The 16,621-nt window shown below is 35.4% G+C and carries 14 protein-coding genes; 9 read left to right on the top strand and 5 right to left on the bottom strand.

The genetic code is table 11. From position 1 onward, the window contains the following. Nucleotides 1-19: 19 nt before the first annotated feature. On the bottom strand, nt 20-403 hold the full coding sequence (locus DB895_RS06250) for a DoxX family protein (protein ID WP_116724510.1): 384 nt from the start codon (nt 401-403) through the stop codon (nt 20-22). A 5-nt stretch (nt 404-408) separates the two neighbouring features. After that, the gene (locus DB895_RS06245; RefSeq protein ID WP_116724509.1) at nt 409-1,557 is read right to left on the bottom strand and encodes a DNA polymerase III subunit; all 1,149 of its coding nucleotides are present in this window, start codon (nt 1,555-1,557) and stop codon (nt 409-411) included. A 203-nt stretch (nt 1,558-1,760) separates the two neighbouring features. On the opposite strand from DB895_RS06245, the gene DB895_RS06240 reads away from it, so the two are divergent. The 7 genes from DB895_RS06240 (at nt 1,761) to DB895_RS06200 (ending at nt 10,835) form a co-directional block, all read left to right on the top strand. Next, nucleotides 1,761-2,948 carry a phosphoglycerate kinase gene (locus DB895_RS06240; protein ID WP_116724508.1) on the top strand — a complete coding sequence of 396 codons (1,188 nt, stop codon included), beginning with the start codon at nt 1,761-1,763 and terminating at the stop codon, nt 2,946-2,948. A 212-nt stretch (nt 2,949-3,160) separates the two neighbouring features. Continuing rightward, nucleotides 3,161-5,461 (top strand): LysM peptidoglycan-binding domain-containing protein, encoded by a 2,301-nt coding sequence (locus tag DB895_RS06235; protein ID WP_116724507.1) that lies wholly within the window; start codon nt 3,161-3,163, stop codon nt 5,459-5,461. Nucleotides 5,462-5,510: 49 nt separating this feature from the next. Beyond that, nucleotides 5,511-6,530 carry a DUF4837 family protein gene (locus DB895_RS06230; protein ID WP_116724506.1) on the top strand — a complete coding sequence of 340 codons (1,020 nt, stop codon included), beginning with the start codon at nt 5,511-5,513 and terminating at the stop codon, nt 6,528-6,530. Between the two features lie 538 nt (nt 6,531-7,068). Next, nucleotides 7,069-8,424 (top strand): ankyrin repeat domain-containing protein, encoded by a 1,356-nt coding sequence (locus DB895_RS06225; RefSeq protein ID WP_116724505.1) that lies wholly within the window; start codon nt 7,069-7,071, stop codon nt 8,422-8,424. A gap of 285 nt (nt 8,425-8,709) precedes the next feature. Further along, nucleotides 8,710-9,156 (top strand): GNAT family N-acetyltransferase, encoded by a 447-nt coding sequence (locus DB895_RS06215; RefSeq protein WP_116724503.1) that lies wholly within the window; start codon nt 8,710-8,712, stop codon nt 9,154-9,156. A 413-nt stretch (nt 9,157-9,569) separates the two neighbouring features. Then, entirely contained in the window at nt 9,570-10,031 is a 462-nt protein-coding gene (locus tag DB895_RS06205; protein WP_116724502.1) for a hypothetical protein, read from the top strand. Nucleotides 10,032-10,241: 210 nt separating this feature from the next. Continuing rightward, a complete protein-coding gene (locus tag DB895_RS06200; RefSeq protein WP_133242648.1) occupies nt 10,242-10,835 on the top strand; it encodes a hypothetical protein in 594 nt (197 codons plus the stop codon). Nucleotides 10,836-11,124: 289 nt separating this feature from the next. On the opposite strand, the gene DB895_RS06195 is transcribed toward DB895_RS06200, so the two are convergent. The 3 genes from DB895_RS06195 to rnpA form a co-directional block, all read right to left on the bottom strand. Then, nucleotides 11,125-11,940 carry an OmpA family protein gene (locus tag DB895_RS06195; RefSeq protein ID WP_116724500.1) on the bottom strand — a complete coding sequence of 272 codons (816 nt, stop codon included), beginning with the start codon at nt 11,938-11,940 and terminating at the stop codon, nt 11,125-11,127. Further along, nucleotides 11,940-13,577 (bottom strand): S41 family peptidase, encoded by a 1,638-nt coding sequence (locus tag DB895_RS06190; RefSeq protein ID WP_116724499.1) that lies wholly within the window; start codon nt 13,575-13,577, stop codon nt 11,940-11,942. The genes DB895_RS06195 and DB895_RS06190 overlap by 1 nt, the downstream gene beginning before the upstream one ends. A gap of 127 nt (nt 13,578-13,704) precedes the next feature. Further along, a complete protein-coding gene (gene rnpA, locus DB895_RS06185) occupies nt 13,705-14,103 on the bottom strand; it encodes a ribonuclease P protein component (RefSeq protein WP_116724498.1) in 399 nt (132 codons plus the stop codon). Nucleotides 14,104-14,257: 154 nt separating this feature from the next. On the opposite strand from rnpA, the gene DB895_RS06180 reads away from it, so the two are divergent. Together DB895_RS06180 and DB895_RS06175 are read left to right on the top strand one after the other, a co-directional pair. Further along, a complete protein-coding gene (locus DB895_RS06180; RefSeq protein WP_116724497.1) occupies nt 14,258-15,580 on the top strand; it encodes a DEAD/DEAH box helicase in 1,323 nt (440 codons plus the stop codon). 169 nt (nt 15,581-15,749) lie between these two features. Next, entirely contained in the window at nt 15,750-16,364 is a 615-nt protein-coding gene (locus tag DB895_RS06175; protein WP_116724496.1) for an acyloxyacyl hydrolase, read from the top strand. Nucleotides 16,365-16,621 lie beyond the last annotated feature (257 nt).

Raw genomic sequence — 16,621 nt, 5'->3', positions numbered from 1 at the left:
CTTGTATTTAGAATCAACACTAACTCAACCAATACACTACCATAACGGCGGGAATAAAATAAATGATAATGGTTCGGGCTCCATCATAATCTTTAGCCAAACGCTGTCCAAAAAGCATCATTATTAAGGTAATACAGGAAAAAATTCCGCCATAAAGTCCGAAAGTTCGCCCGTTGTTAACTAGCAATTGAATACACCCTACAACACACAGAATTCCTGAAATCAATTCTAGAACTAACAAATGAAATAGCGCTAAAGGAACATGATTTTTAAGTCGTGTTTTCGAAAAATGTTCTTTGAGCCAAGTAACATTGTCACTCCAATACATTACTTTTTCATAACCGGATTGGATAAATGTAACTGCAAGCAGCACCAGAACTAAAATGGAGGCGATGTTAAACATAAGTTCTATTTTTTATGGATTAATCGAGTCAGTTTAATTGACAAATCCGTTAATATTATTTTTGCATTACCATTACGTTCAATATGGTACATCGCATCAGAAAGTTCCTTAAAGATATCATTTATATTTGTACCATTAACAAAGGGCGCAAAATTTTCGAGCTTGAATTTTTCGATTTTAGGCTCCATATACACTAAACTCGTAGTCTGATAATTCAGCAGCAAAGCCTGCCGAAACATTTCAATACAATACTGCAAGAACTTTTTCTGAGTTTCTCTTCCCAAACCTGCAATTTGTTCACTCCAAGCAATTAAATCCTGAATTGCTGCGGCATTCCCCTTGGCACGAAAAGCAGCGCGAACCCAATCTACAAAATGTTTCTCAAAAACAACCTCTTCCCCATTTTCCTGCAACATTTGCAAGGCTTTGTTATAATTCCCTTGTGACTGATGTGCCAGTTTTGTGGCTGCTCTAGGTTCAATATTTTTATCGGCAACAAGGGCTTCGACAATCACTTTCTCTGGCAAGGCATTAAAATGCAAAACTTGGCAACGCGAACGAATAGTCTGAATAAGGTCTTCCTCGTTTTCAGTAATTAAAAGAAACAGCGTTTTATCCGTAGGTTCCTCCAACAATTTCAATAATTTATTAGAAGCGGAAATATTCATTTTATCGGCCATCCAAACAATCATGATTTTATAGCCCCCTTCATACGATTTCAACGCTAAAGATTTCAAAATTTCTTGGGCGTCTTCTACACGAATTTCGCCCTGCTTATTCTGAACTCCAAGGATTCGGTACCAGTCAAACAAACTTCCATATGGGTTTTCAGCAACAAACTGACGCCAATCGGCAATAAAATCGAGACTTTTCGGCTTGGTCTTCACCTCCTCTGTAGTTACGGTAGGAAATATAAAATGCAAATCTGGATGCGAAACCGTCTGAAATTTCAAATTGCAAGATTCATTTCCTCCCGAATTATCATTCCCAATATTGTGGCATAAAATATACTGCGCATAGGCAATTGCCATGGCTAATGTCCCGCTTCCCTCTGGCCCCACGAACAATTGTGCATGCGGAATCCTACCTGAAGTGGCACTTTTAGTCAAATGACTTTTAATATAATCTTGTCCTAAAATGTTAGAAAATTGCATGAAGCAAATATATTTAAAAGTTCCAATGTTATCGATTTACAAAACCGCAAAAAACAAAAAAGAAAATAAATTTTAAATTTGTTTATTATTTACAACGTTTTCGTAGATCTATTGCCCTTATTTTGACACAATTCCTATTTTTTTGTTCCTTAAAAATCATATATTTGTGAATCCAATAAAATTTAACTAAAAAAATAGCAATAATGAAAACTTTGAACAACTTCAATTTCAAAAATAAAAAAGCCTTAATCCGTGTTGATTTTAATGTGCCTTTGGACGAAAATTTTAATGTGACAGATGCCACTAGAATTGAAGCCGCAAAACCAACCATTGATAAAATTCTTGCCGATGGCGGAAGCGTAATCTTAATGTCACATTTAGGCAGACCAAAAGGGGCTGAAGAAAAATATTCATTGAAACACATTTTAAAAACGGCATCAGAAGTTCTTGGTGTTCAAGTTAAATTTGCCGAAAATTGCATTGGGCCAGTAGCAAAAAAAGCTGCTGATGATTTAAAACCCGGAGAAGTCTTATTATTGGAGAATTTACGTTTTCATAATGAAGAAGAAGCTGGAGATGTTGCTTTTGCAAAAGAATTAGCGTCACTTGGCGACATCTATGTAAATGATGCTTTTGGAACAGCACACAGAGCACACGCCTCAACCACAATAATTGCACAATTTTTTCCAAACGACAAATGTTTTGGCACGTTATTGGCTAAAGAGATAGAAAGTTTGAACCGCGTATTGAAAAACAGTGAAAAACCAGTAACCGCAGTTCTTGGAGGCTCTAAAGTATCTTCTAAAATTACGGTTATCGAAAATATTTTAGATAAAGTAGACCACATGATTATTGGTGGAGGAATGACCTACACCTTCGTGAAAGCCCTAGGGGGAAAAATTGGAGATTCCATTTGTGAAGACGACAAACAAGAATTAGCCTTGGAAATTTTGAGACTGGCGAAAGAAAAAGGAGTTCAAATTCATATTCCAGTTGATGTAGTTGCGGCAAACGCTTTTTCAAACGATGCGGAAACTCAAATTGTGGATGTTACCAAAATCCCTGACGGATGGCAAGGGTTGGATGCTGGGCCGAAATCATTGGAAAATTTCAAAAAGGTAATTTTAGAATCTAAAACCATACTTTGGAACGGACCGTTAGGTGTTTTTGAATTGCCAACTTTTGCAAATGGAACCATCGAATTAGGAAATTATATTGCGGAAGCAACTGAAAAAGGCGCCTTTTCGTTAGTTGGTGGAGGAGATTCTGTTTCTGCAGTAAAACAATTCGGATTGGAAGACAAAATGAGTTATGTTTCCACAGGTGGAGGTGCTATGTTAGAAATGTTAGAAGGACGAGTTTTACCTGGAATTGCTGCAATTTTAGATTAAAAATTCACAATTAACACTATTTGGGATAAATTTAAGTTATAAGATTAAGTATGTTTGTTATAAGATTCCTATGTTTGCAAATATAATTGTTTGAAATATAGCAACTTGTGAAATTGATTTCGTTAGAAAACTGATTTCGCACAAAAAAAACAAATTAATGTATTCAAAATAACATTGCTTTCCTCCTACTGAAAGCAATAAAAATATAATTTATGAATTTAAAAAAAATCACCTTATCTGTCCTTTTACTGATAGCTGGAAATGCTTTTGCCCAAGACATTTCCAGTAATTCGATAAAGCTCCAATCGAATATATCGTACTTAGATTCTATCAAAAGGACGTTCATAAATGACAATATTGCGTCTTGCGTGGACAGCCTTTGGCTGAAAGAATTGACCAGTTTGGATTTATACAATGATCTCGAAACGGATATCAAAACCATAAATCTGGATCAGAAAGTAGATTATGAATTGCCGACAGCATTATTGAAAGCAAGATTAAAGGAGATGGATGCAAAATCTCCCTTTAACATCGAATACAACCAAGGGCTTGAAAACATTATCAAATCATTTCTTAAGAATAGAAAAAAATCTTTCGAAAGATTAATGGCAACATCAGAATATTATTTTCCAATTTTTGAAGAAGCTTTATCTAAACAAAACGTTCCACTAGAGATTAAATATTTAGCAGTAGTAGAATCGGCTTTAAATCCAAAGGCGGTTTCAAGAGTGGGTGCAACGGGACTTTGGCAATTTATGTATCAAACAGGAAAACAATACAATCTAAATATTGATTCCTACGTTGATGACAGAAGCGATCCGCTTAAAGCCAGTGAAGCGGCAGCACAATACATGACAAACATGTATAAGATATTTGGGGATTGGGATTTAGTTCTCGCATCCTACAATTCTGGACCCGGAAATGTAGCCAAGGCAATCCGACGTTCCGGTGGACAGCAAAATTATTGGAACATCAGAAAAAATCTTCCGGAAGAAACTCAAGGATACGTTCCTGCTTTTCTGGCTACCATGTACATCTATGAGTACCACAAGGAACACGGAATCATTCCGAATAGAGCCATTGTAAAGCAATTTGCAACAGACACTATTATGATTAAAAAACAGATGAGTTTCAAGCAGATTTCAGATTTACTTGATATTCCCGTGGCGCAATTGCAATTATTGAATCCGCAGTACAAACTGAATGTGATTCCTGCCTATAATGACAAAAAACATTTCTTGAGATTACCCTCGCAAAAAATTGCTGTCTTTACTTCAAATGAAGAGAAAATCTATGCTTACGCCCAACGGGAATTAGACCAAAGAGAAAAACCATTTACACGTCTTCAGCGAGCCTTTGCGTCAAGGGATTCAATAAAAGGGGATAGTTATGTGGTATCTAAAACTAAATTTCACAAAGTAAAACGTGGAGATAATTTAAGTGAAATTGCAGATCGGTACGACGTATCCATGTCACAAATTAAAAAGTGGAATAAGCTAAAAGGAAATAAAGCACCCTTAGGCAGAAACTTAAAAATTATCACAAGCGAAAGAATCGCAGTCAAAGAAAAGAAAAAGACTATCGATACTATTTCTGTTACTAAAAACACCGAATCAATTGCTTTAAATTCAAATACCGTGGTTCAAGCTCAAACGAAAGAGCCTAAGGAATTGAAAGTGTACAAAGAAGAAAAAGTAGTTACTTTTAAGGATATCACCACAATTTATAAAGTGAAAAAAGGAGATAATTTAGGCGAAATTTCAGATAAATATGGAGTTACTATAGTCCAAGTTAAAAAATGGAATAAATTGAAAAGCAATAACGTTGCTTTAGGAAAAAAACTGAAAATTATAACAAACGAAAAAATAGTTACTACGGTTAAGAAATTAGTTAAATCGGAAAGTATTGCTTCTTATGAAAAGCCAAAGAAAGATCAAAAAGCGAATGCTTCCGAAAAACAAGCTACTTTTTATGTAGTACAACAAGGTGACAATTTAATTGCTATATCTAGAAAATATAACGTTTCTGTAGATGACTTAAAACAATTGAACAATCTTGAAGACAATAATATTCAATTAGAAAGCAAACTAAAAATTGCTGATATTACCGTTGATGAACAGTCCGAAACTGCACCTAAAACCGAAATCAAAAACGTGGAATATGTGATTCAAAAAGGAGATAATTTAAGAACTATTGCCAGCAAAAACGATGTTGCCATTTCTGATTTAAAAACATGGAACGATTTATCTGGGGATAATATTCAAATTGGTACAAAAATCATTGTCGGTAAAAAACTAATTGCTGATGCAAATCAAGCTGTAGTTGAAAAGCATGCCAAAAAAGACAAAGTTTCTAAAACCGAAAAAGAAGACCATTATTACGTTCAAAAGGGCGATTCTCTATTTAGTATCGCTAAAAAATACCCGGGAATCACGATTTCTGACATTAAAAAATGGAACAGAATTAGTGGCAACGAATTAAAACCAGGAATGAAATTGAAAATAAACGGATAATACAAAAAATCTACATAAATTTAGGGCTTATTTCATATCAAATTTAATTATGAAAAAAGCCCTTTTTTTATTTCTTCTTATTTCCATCCTCTCCCTGTCGTGCACCAATAAACACGATAGAAATACAGAAAAAACCTCGGGAAAAATAAACACGATTTCGGTAATCATTGATGACCCATTGTGGAACGGGGAAGTTGGCGACAGCATTAGAAACAAATTCGCATCTCCTGTCATTGGTTTGCCGCAGGAAGAACCGCTTTTTACCATCAATCAATATCCGATTAAATTATTGGAAGGCTTTGTGACTAAGACACGAAACAGCATTGTCATAAAAAAAGAAGCCAAAAATAATTTTGAGGTTATAGAAAACGAATATGCCTCTCCACAAAACGTATTTCATATTTCCGGAAATACCTCTGCAAGTATCATAGACCTTATCGAGAAAAATGCGCCTGCAATCATCCAGAAAATGCGCCAAACAGAAATTAAAGAAAATCAGAGAATTATTGATACTTCCCGAATCAAGACCAAGAAAATCCAACGCAAATTCAACATTGATTTACATATTCCCAAAGGCTATATCTATGTTTTGGAAAGAAAGAAATTCATGTGGTTAAAAAAAGAAATTACCAGCGGAAACACCAGCATTTTAATCTATCAAATCCCTCTAAGCAGCTTGAACAGAAACTCAAATGTAGTAAACCGTATTATTAAAATCAGGGATTCCATAGGCAATTTATACATTCATGGTACTATTCCAAGAACCCACATGATTACCGAGGACTCCTATGCACCCTATTTATTTCACATCAAAATAAATGGAAAAGAAACCTTTGAAACTAAAGGAACTTGGGAATTAAAAAATGACTACATGTCTGGGCCTTTTATAAATTACACCATTTTGGATCGAGCAAACAAACGAATTTTAATTTTAGAAGGATTTTGTTATGATCCATCAAAAGAAAAAAGAGATTTGATGTTTGAACTTGAAGCCATAATTAAATCAATAGAGTTTCGGAAAAAAACAGAACAAATTAATCCTAACCAAAACTCAATTAATAAAAAATAACGCATTGATTAGTTTTGTTCATTTCGTATTTATGGAACAACTTTTGGACACGAAATAGCAAGCCGTTACTCCCTGTAATTAGATTGATCAAAAGGCGGTAAAAGAACGACACCTAAAAGTGTTCAAATTAGCAACTATTTTTAAGTTTATCGTGAGCAGTTTCGATAACAGAAAATATATCAGCCTATGTTTTGAGAAATAAAAAATACAAAAGTATTTGAAACAACTAAAACGATACAAATGAAATAATGGATAATAATTACATCAGACTTTGACATGATTCACCTGTGTTTAGACTGTATGCCAAGAAAAATTGGAGTGGTTTTGTCAAAATTTTATCGAAATTAATTCATAATAAAAAAAAATTAGTATTTTTATTGAAATACAAGACGTAATTTTAGTTAATTTGATTGGAATTAAATGCCTGAAATTTATTAAAATTTGTCTTTTTTGCATTTTTTATCACGATTATTAATCGAATCCAGGTTCCCCAGTTTATTAGCATTTACTCATTTAACACTAACTAAATTTTAAAACAATGACAAAAAAAATCACAAGTCTGCTTACTTTGTTTTCGGCACTTCTAATTTCGCAATTCTCTTTTGCTGATCCTACTGAAGATTTATGGAAGGCTCTAAAAGGTAATAATGCCCAAGATGCACTTACAGCCATTGCCGCTGGTGCTGATGTAAAAAATTTAGATTCGGCTTTTGGTTCTCCACTCAATTTTGCTTCGTGCTGGACAAGCGCCGAAGTTGTGAAAGCTTTGATTGATGCAAAATCAGATGTCAATTTCGTAGCTGCCGCCAACGGATATACGCCTCTAATGAATGCTGCGGTATGGGGAAACATTGATGCCATGAAACTGTTGTTAACCGCTGGAGCCGACCCTAAAGCCACCTCACCAACTGGAAATGTATTATCGGCAGCCATTATGAGTAGCAAAGGCGAATGTATTCAATTGATAATTGATGCAGGAGCAAACGTAAACACCCCATATTTAATTAAAGGCAACCCAACCTATAAAACAAAGGATATGGAAATGTTTCCTTTTACTACTTTTTGCATGTCTTATAAATCACCCGCCGAAAAAACAGCAGGTGTTTTAGCCACAAAGCCCTACTTAGAAAAAATGGGACTTGTTTTACCAAACTCAATTACAGAGCCATCTGAAAAAAATTACACTTCAGAAGAAGATGCTACTGATATTTTTATAAAGGCAGGAGCGGATATAAAAACAAAAACAGCATTAGGAACTCCTTTTGAAATTGCAACACGTTCAAAAAAATTAGGAATTGCTTCCCGATTAGGTGGAAGTATTTCAGCATCAACCAAAGGTGCCGATCCAGATGAAGATTTAATTGATGCAATTAAATATAAAGACTTGGCTAAATTAGAAAAAGCCATAGCTGCAGGGGCTAAAGTTAATCGTGATTTTAAACAATTTCACATGATGAAAATTTTCGGATCTGTAAATATTAAAAGCTGTACGCCTTTAGTATATGCCGTAATTAATGATTTTTATGATGGTGCTTTAGAATTATTACGTAACAAAGCCAAACCCAATGAAGACACTAAAATAACGGGAGGTACTTATGGATCTTGTAATTACGACTCATTTAAAGAAGTAACGGCTATTTATTATGCTATTGACAATCAAAATATTCCAATGATAAAATTGTTAATACAAGGCGGGGCTGATCCGTATATGATAGCTGTTGGAACCATGCCTAAAGGATATGTTTGTAATGGAGGTGGAATGTTTTTCGGACTTAAACGTTTAGCCAAAGACTTAAACAATCCTGAAATTGTAGAAATTATTAAAGAGGGCAGAAAAGCAATGTGGGCAGCGGGTGGACTTCCACCTAAAGGTGGGGTAAACAACATGAAGTAAGCATTCTTTAAAAACCAAAAGCCTCAAGTTTGAATATAAACTTGAGGCTTTTTTATTGATGTAATTTACAACTTGACAAATTGGTGGGCGTTTAGATATGAATCTAAAAAACTGGGCGTCACATCAAAATTTAAACAAAACCAATCTACAATACAAAAAAATAAGTATTTTTATCGAATTACAAGACACTATTTTATTTAAACATTTAAAATTCAACACTTTAAATAAACCAATTTTTATCTTTTTTATTTTTTATAACAAATTATTAATCGAGTTCAAGTTTCTATGTCAATTTATTGGAAAATAAAGTCTTTTGAAGCGCTTTCCGTTAGCGAACTCTATTCAATATTAAAATTGAGGAGCGAAGTCTTTGTCGTGGAGCAAAACTGTATCTATCAAGACATTGACAACAAGGACTACAAAGCATTGCATCTCGTGGGAGAATATCAAGGCAAAATTATCGCCTATTCTCGTCTTTTTAAACCAGGAGATTATTTTGAAAGGGCTTCTATCGGGAGAGTCGTTATCGATGTCAATTACCGGGACAAAAAATGGGGACACGATTTGATGCAACAAGCCATTTCTGGTATTGAGAGCCATTTTGGAGAAACTAAAATCACGATTTCAGCACAACTGTATTTGCGGAAATTCTATGAAAGTCACGGTTTTACAAAAACAAGTGATATGTATTTAGAGGATGACATTCCACATATCGAAATGAAAAGAGGTTAACTATATTTTCGTAATCACCAACTCCACCCTTCGGTCGTATTTAGAACCTTTATGCAAAGGAACCGTATTCCCATAGCCTTTAAAAGTCATTCCCGCTCCACAAAGAGTTCCTATGAAAAGCTCCGCAAATGTCTCCTGACTTTGCGGAATTTTTCTATAAAAATTGTATCTTCGAAAAAAATAGCTATAAAATAAGGTTGAGTTGGTTCAGCTATTTTTTGTAAATGTTTTAAGCCAAAATTCTATTGTAAAATATTAGTATGATTGATGTTGTTCCGCAAAGTCAGGAGACATTTGCGGAGCGTTGCCGATACACACTTCGGAGAGCGGGGTTACCAAACGTACCCAGATTACGAAATTTTTCGTTGGATAACTAACCCTTAAAAAGAGAATTAATTTTTGAAAAATAAATTATGAAAAAATCAATATTTATAACCATTTCAGTATTTGTATTTATAAGTAGTTGCGGGCAATCAAAAAATCAAGTTTCCGAGATTGAAGCAAAAAATATGTTAAAAAAGTTTTATACCACATATAACAAAGTTTGGTCAAACACTTCTAATCCTGATATTCTTGTAAAAAAAATCGATTCCCTGAAAGCAATATACTGCACTTTGAATTTAACAAATAAGATTAAAAAGCAATTTAAACTTGAAGGGTTAGACCATGATTTGTTGACAATTGACCAAGTAGCGGATTTGAACCAAATAGAAAAATTGTTAGTTACAAAAGATTCCGTCAAGCCAAATGTTTACATCGTTTCTTATATTGAGGATTATACAAATCCTTCAAACAAGAAAGAATTTAAAATGGCTATTATTCATGTAGCTGTTGTTAAAGATAAAAGTGGCTACAAAATAGATTCTGTTTGGTAATATAGGGAATGTTCCAGATTTAGTGATGAACTAATACCCCACTCTCGAAGTGTTCGATTAAAACGTTAGTGCTCCGCAAATGTCCCCGCTCTCCGAAGTGCTCCATTAAAACATTAGTGCTCCGCAAATGTCTCCGACTGGCTATTCACCATCATATGTACTTCCATCAATGAGTAGTGTGCCACGAGGAATAAGAATGCATTAATTAAAATGAAAGAATATAAAATAGAGAAAATGAAAAATTTACAATTACTTTTCCTAATGACATTTTGTTTTTTGTTAGGTTGTTCAAAGAAAGAAACTGTGACTAAAAAAAACGCTATTCTGAATTCAAAGTCAGTAAGCAATACACACACACTTTTAATTAGTCAACAAGAAAAGGACTCAATCAAGTATGATTCCAATTATTTTTTTGCCAATGACTCTGTTTGTAACAAGATTTCTATTAAAACCTTGAATAAAGGGGAAGAAGATGGGATACCGAAGAAACTAGGATTTAATTTAATGCTTCGAAATAAGAAAAAGAATAATCAGCAAATCAATTTTAAAGGTATAGCTGTATTAACAAGTTCCGATGAGTCATTCTTTGATAAAACAGAAAATGATGGAGGTGATTATTTTGCTGCGGACTATAGTTTTAGTGACACTAATTACAATTTAAAAATAAGATTAGATATTGAGAAATATGAAGCTTGTGTGATTTCCATAGAACATAAAGGCTCAAAGGATTTGATTAAAGAATATGGTTGTTTCGTTAAAAAATATCCAGATTACGATGTAATGAAAAAAGGGGATTGCAGATAATATCTTTATCCTAGATTAAGACAAATACCCCACTCTCGAAGTGTTCGATTAAAACGTTAGTGCTCCGCAAATGTCTCCCGACTTTGCGGAATATAAAAGATTAAAAATTATGAAAGGAGTATATATAATAAGAGATCAAACATTCCCCAGATACCAAATAGATACTCTCGTGTGGTAATTATTATTAAAATCTGTTTTATTTACTATTGTCTTGACCTATACATATGATTAAACTAAAAACGAATAAAAAAACTTTGGACTCTTCAATAAACATTACAGTCAAGTTTAACTATATTTTAGTAATCACCAACTCTACCCTTCTGTCATATTCAGAACCTTTATGCAAAGGAACCGTATTGCCATAGCCTTTAAAAGTCATTCTGGTCTTGAGGACTCTTTTAATCGTCAGGTATTTATAAACCGATTCGGCGCGATTGGTGGATAAATTGCGCTTTCTGGTTTCCATGTCGATAGCTTCTTTTTGATAGGGAGGCGTGCAACAGATATGGCCTTGTATTTCAAATTCCATAGTCTTGTATTTCAGTAATGCTCTCGAAATTTTGTCCAGTTGCGTTTTGGCTTCATACGTAAGTTTGCTGCTCCCGCGTTCAAACAATAGGTTTTCCAAATAAATATGATCCCCTACAATATGTTTCCTTTTAATGGTGGTAAAATAACCCGGAATTTCAATTTTTGGTAATTCCTTCAAATTCAAAACCACATCTACCCTACGGTTTTTAGAGCGCTTTTCGGGAAGATTTTCCAATATATCATCATCAATTAAAACGCGTCCTTTGCCTTCAATGGTGACAATAATTTTATTTTTAATGCCACTCAAAGTCAGTTTTTCCTTGATGGTATTGGCTCTATTGGTAGATAATTTAAAATTGTAGGCATCCTTCCCCACATCATCCGTATAACCAAAAATCTGAACCGATTCGATTCGGGTGGAATCAGTAGTTTTTATAAAATCAACAACGGCATTGCTTTGATTTTCATCCAAACTGAATTTATCAAATTCAAAATAAACGGACTGCACTTTTTCCTCTTGGGCAAAAAGCACCCCACAAAACAACAACGGTAAAACCTTTAAAAATGGAATCATTATATTTTCAATATCTTGTTATATTCTATTGGATTGTTCAAAATGGAAACTGCCTTTTTGATTTCTAAATTATTTTTTACATAATATTGATACAAACCTTCTTTGTATTGGTAACGTTTGATGATTTCATCCAGAATTAATTTTTTGATTTCCTTTTGGTTCTGGTTGAGTTGCGCATCTTCGCTTTTTTGCAATGCCACTAACAACTGTTGGTATTCAAGGGTAATCTGGCCATCAATTTTTTCCTTTTTGGCCGCTGCCAAAGTATTTTTCAAAGCAAGCTCCGTTTCGGTATCAAAGTTAAAATTCTGATTTTTCAGGAAGACTTTAAATGACACAAAATCGGCATCGGTAATCGTTGGAATGGTGGTTCCCAAATTCGGATTTTTATAATAATAGTAAGTGACATAATTAAAAATCCCGTCGTTTTTCACTAAGGCTTCAGCTATAGAACTCATCTTAGATTCCTCTAAAACCTCATCCGGAAGGATTCCGCCGCCATCGTAAACCGTTCTTCCTTTTTTGGTTTTAAACGCATTGTAATTTACAGAAGCCGTCCGAATTGCCTTGCCCTCTTTGTCTTTATGCGAATAATCCAATGCCTGAATACATCGACCGGAAGGGGTGAAATAACGAGAAATAGTGATTTTTATTTGCGTTCCGTAGGTCAAGTCTACAGGGCGTTGCACCAATCCCTTCCCAAAACTGCGGCTGCCCACAATTACGGCACGGTCTAAATCCTGCAATGCACCCGAAACGATTTCTGAGGCCGAAGCGCTTTTTCCGTCCACGAGTATAACCAATGGAATGGCTAAATCAATAGGTTCCCGGCTGGTTTTGTAGGTATTGTTGTGCTTGTCTATTTTAGATTTTGTGGTAACGATAATTTCATCTTTTGGCACAAATAAATTGCAAATATTAACTGCTTCATTCAAGAGTCCTCCAGGATTTCCTCGCAAATCGAGAATGATTTTTTCGGCACCTTCTTTTTTCAATTGTTCCAAAGCTTCTTTGGTTTCCAGCGACGCTTTCTTGTTGAATTGTGACAAAACAATGTAACCCGTTTTGTCATCCACTTTCCCAAAAAAGGGAACGGCTTTGATTTCTACTTCGTCCAAAACAATTTGGGTGTTCAGCGTTTTGCCTTGGCGCAGGTATTTAATGTCTACTTTAGTGTTCTTGGCCCCTTTTAACAATTGAGAGGCATCGTCCTTGAAATCCATCAGATTCACATCGCCAATCTGGATGATTTCGTCTCCTGCTTTCAATCCCGCTTTGTCCGCAGGGAAGTTTTTATAAGGTTCCTTGATGATCAGTTTTCCTTCCTTGCGGGTAATCATGGCACCAATTCCGGTGTATTCGCCCGTATTGTTGATTTTGAATTTCACCACATCCTGCTCGTTAAAATAATTCGTATAGGGATCCAAACTGGCCAACATGCTTTTTATAGCCGTGTCCATCAATTCCCCCGGATTCGTTTCATCCACGTAGTTGGCATTGACGGCTTTAAAAAGCGTAGTGAAGATTTCGATTTGTTTGGCAACCTCAAAAAAATCTTGGGTAAAACTAACACCAACGAAAAGAAAAACGCTGGCTACAACGGGAATGATATATCTTTTTTTAAGAAATGCGTACATGATTTTGTGGTGCTTTAAGAGAATTTAGGCAAACGAAATTACGATTTAACTTCAAATATAAAGGATTAACAATGACAAAAGCAAACTTTTACCATTTCGTTATAATTTCATGTATTAAAAAAGGGATTTATTTGTTTTCTTCTTCGGTTATTGCCTTCACGAACTTCTCAAACAATTGAATCGTTTTTGTTTCAATTTCGGGATAGCTCAATCGGTCTTTGCTTTGATAAAAAAACATAATCGCATACCGTTTGTCCAGGGCATCAAGGAGGATTTGTTTGTTCAATCGGTAGGTTTCCCGGAGAACGCGCTTAAAATAATTCCGATCTACGGCATGTTTGAAATATTTCTTGGAGACCGAAACCCCCATTTTTATTTTCTGTTCCGAGTCTTCCGGAATGCCATAATCACTTTCCACATACACCAACCGCAACGGATATTTTGACACCGACTTCCCTTTAGAGAACAGCAAGTCTATCGTTTTTTTGCTTTTTAGCTTTTCGGATTTGGGGTAGGTAAAGTTCATTTTGTTTTATAAAAGCGTAGCAGCAAAGGTACAAAGTCAAAAGCAATAAAGAAGCACGATGGTGCCGTTGCTTGCTAATTAGGGTAAATATATGCTCGTTCCCTGAAAACTGCATCGAATTAACCTAAATTTGCACAAAATTAAAACTCCAAAAATGGCTTCAAAATTTACATCCCTCGGATTAATAAAACCACTAATCAATACATTAACCCAATTAGGCATTACCATTCCTACGGCTATTCAGGAAAAAGTAATCCCTGTTTTGTTAGAAAACAAAAACGATATTGTGGCGCAATCCAAGACGGGTTCCGGTAAAACCGCCGCTTTTGGCTTGCCCCTTTTGCAATTGGTCGATACGAATATTCCAACCCTTCAAGGCGTAATTTTAGTGCCAACACGGGAATTGGGAAATCAAATTTTCACGAATTTAGTCTCTTTTGCTACCAACATACCCAATATCAAAATAGTATCCGTTTACGGTGGCGTTCCCATAAAACCACAAATTCAGCAACTGGCAGAAGGCGCACACCTTGTTATTGCAACCCCCGGCAGATTGATTGACTTGTTGCAACGCAACGCCATTCAATTAAAAAACACCCAATTTCTAGTTTTGGACGAGGCCGACGAAATGGTCACCGCCCTAAAAGAAGGATTGGATGAAATTATTGCCGCCTTACCCAAGGAAAGACGAACCTGGCTGTTTTCGGCTACGATTCCCGGAAGCATCAAGCAATTAGTTCAAAATTATCTGCACAAAAATGTCACGCACCTCAGCGCCGAATCCGAATCGGCAATAAATCAAAATATCACTCATCAGTACTCAGTGGTCGAGCCAATAGAAAAACTAGAATTTCTAATGCACTTTTTAAACCAAAGGGAAGGCGAACGCGGAATTATTTTCTGTAAAACCAAAGCCGCAGTAAACAAGTTGGCTAAGAATTTAGCTATCAATAAATTCTCTTCCGGCGCTTTGCACGGCAGTTTAACGCAGGCCATCCGGGAAAGAATCATGAACCAGTTCAGAGCGGGTCAGGTCTCCATTTTGGTGGCTACCGATTTGGCTGCGCGCGGAATTGACGTTGCCGAAATTGCCTATGTGGTGAACTACCATTTACCCGACACCTATGAAACTTATGTGCACCGTAGCGGAAGAACCGCCCGTGCCCAAGCTAAGGGGATTTCCCTTACCATTCTGCAACCCGAAGAAGTGGCGGGACTGGAAGATTTCAGAAAAAATCTAGGCATTGATTTCATAAAATTTGAAAAACCAACACCCGAAAGTATCGAGGAAAACAACACGGTGTTGTGGGCTAAAAAAATCTTCAAAACCAAACCCAATCATGAAATTTCTGCCGCTTTTAAGGGGAAAATCAAGGAGATATTCCACCACCTCTCTAAAGACGAATTGATCGAAAAAGTATTGGCATTTCAATTGGCTCAGACCAAGAAAGAAGACGCCTCCATAGGAAAAAAGTAATCCGGAATGCGTTTCCTTTTTGAGTAAGAAAAGTTCGTCTTGTTTTATTAAAACAAACATTTACAGACAATTACATCGTCGAAACTTTGAAAACAGATTAAAAAGAGTTAAATTTAATATAGTGATTTTTGAGAAACAAAAATCTTCAAACCGTTAAAAAAACCGGTTTATGGATACTAAAATTCTTGTCATTATAGTACTCCTTTTGAGCTGTAATCTTTTTATTGCCCAAGAAAAAACACACAAATGTACTTTGGGGTTTCACTATGGTTTTGGCAATGAAATCAAAAACTCGGATTATACTTTTTCCAATCAGTATTACAAGCTACAATTAGATTGTTTGTTAAAGGAAACAAAGACTTTACGGTACGAATTGTTGCTTCAGCCTGAAGTCAATTTTGCCACACACCAACTTTTGAACCCCTATTTTGTAACGTCAAACGAACCTGATTATGATGGAAAAAGGGCAAAATATACTCAATTTAAAACCCTAAAAGAGTATATTTTAAACATCGGGATCATCCTTAGGAAACCGATTTTAAAAAAAAGCAGCATCTATGTATTAGGAAGTGTGGGGCCTTTGATGGCCGATACCGAAACGGAACGACTGTCTAAAGGGTTTGCTTTTTCGGATGTTTTGGGTCTGGGAATATCCCTAAAAACAAATGCAATCACTTTTGAGCTGTGTCCCAATATTCGGCACGTTTCTAATTTGGGTCTGCTAAAACACAATGCTGGGTATAATACCCTAAATCTTGAATTTGGCTTTTCTTTTTCGTTATAAAAACACCATTCAACTCGATCACCACACCACACCATTTTCAGTTCGGACAACTTCCCCATTAATGGTCTGAAGGCCTTGTATGCCCAAAATGAAAAGCTATGCTTTTTGGAAGTTTTCACCCCAACGCTAATGAATGACAAGATATTGTTGGAGTATTTTAACGAATTGGAGTAACCCATTTTTTATGGCATATCCGTTACCAATTCACGGCAACGTTTTTAGAACTTCCCTTCACTTTTTTTATGTGAGCCGATATT

Source organism: Flavobacterium psychrotolerans (assembly GCF_003097635.1).
GTDB lineage: Bacteria > Bacteroidota > Bacteroidia > Flavobacteriales > Flavobacteriaceae > Flavobacterium > Flavobacterium psychrotolerans.
The sequence above is the reverse complement of the archived record's forward strand: the minus strand, read 5'-3'. Positions and strand labels throughout refer to the sequence as shown.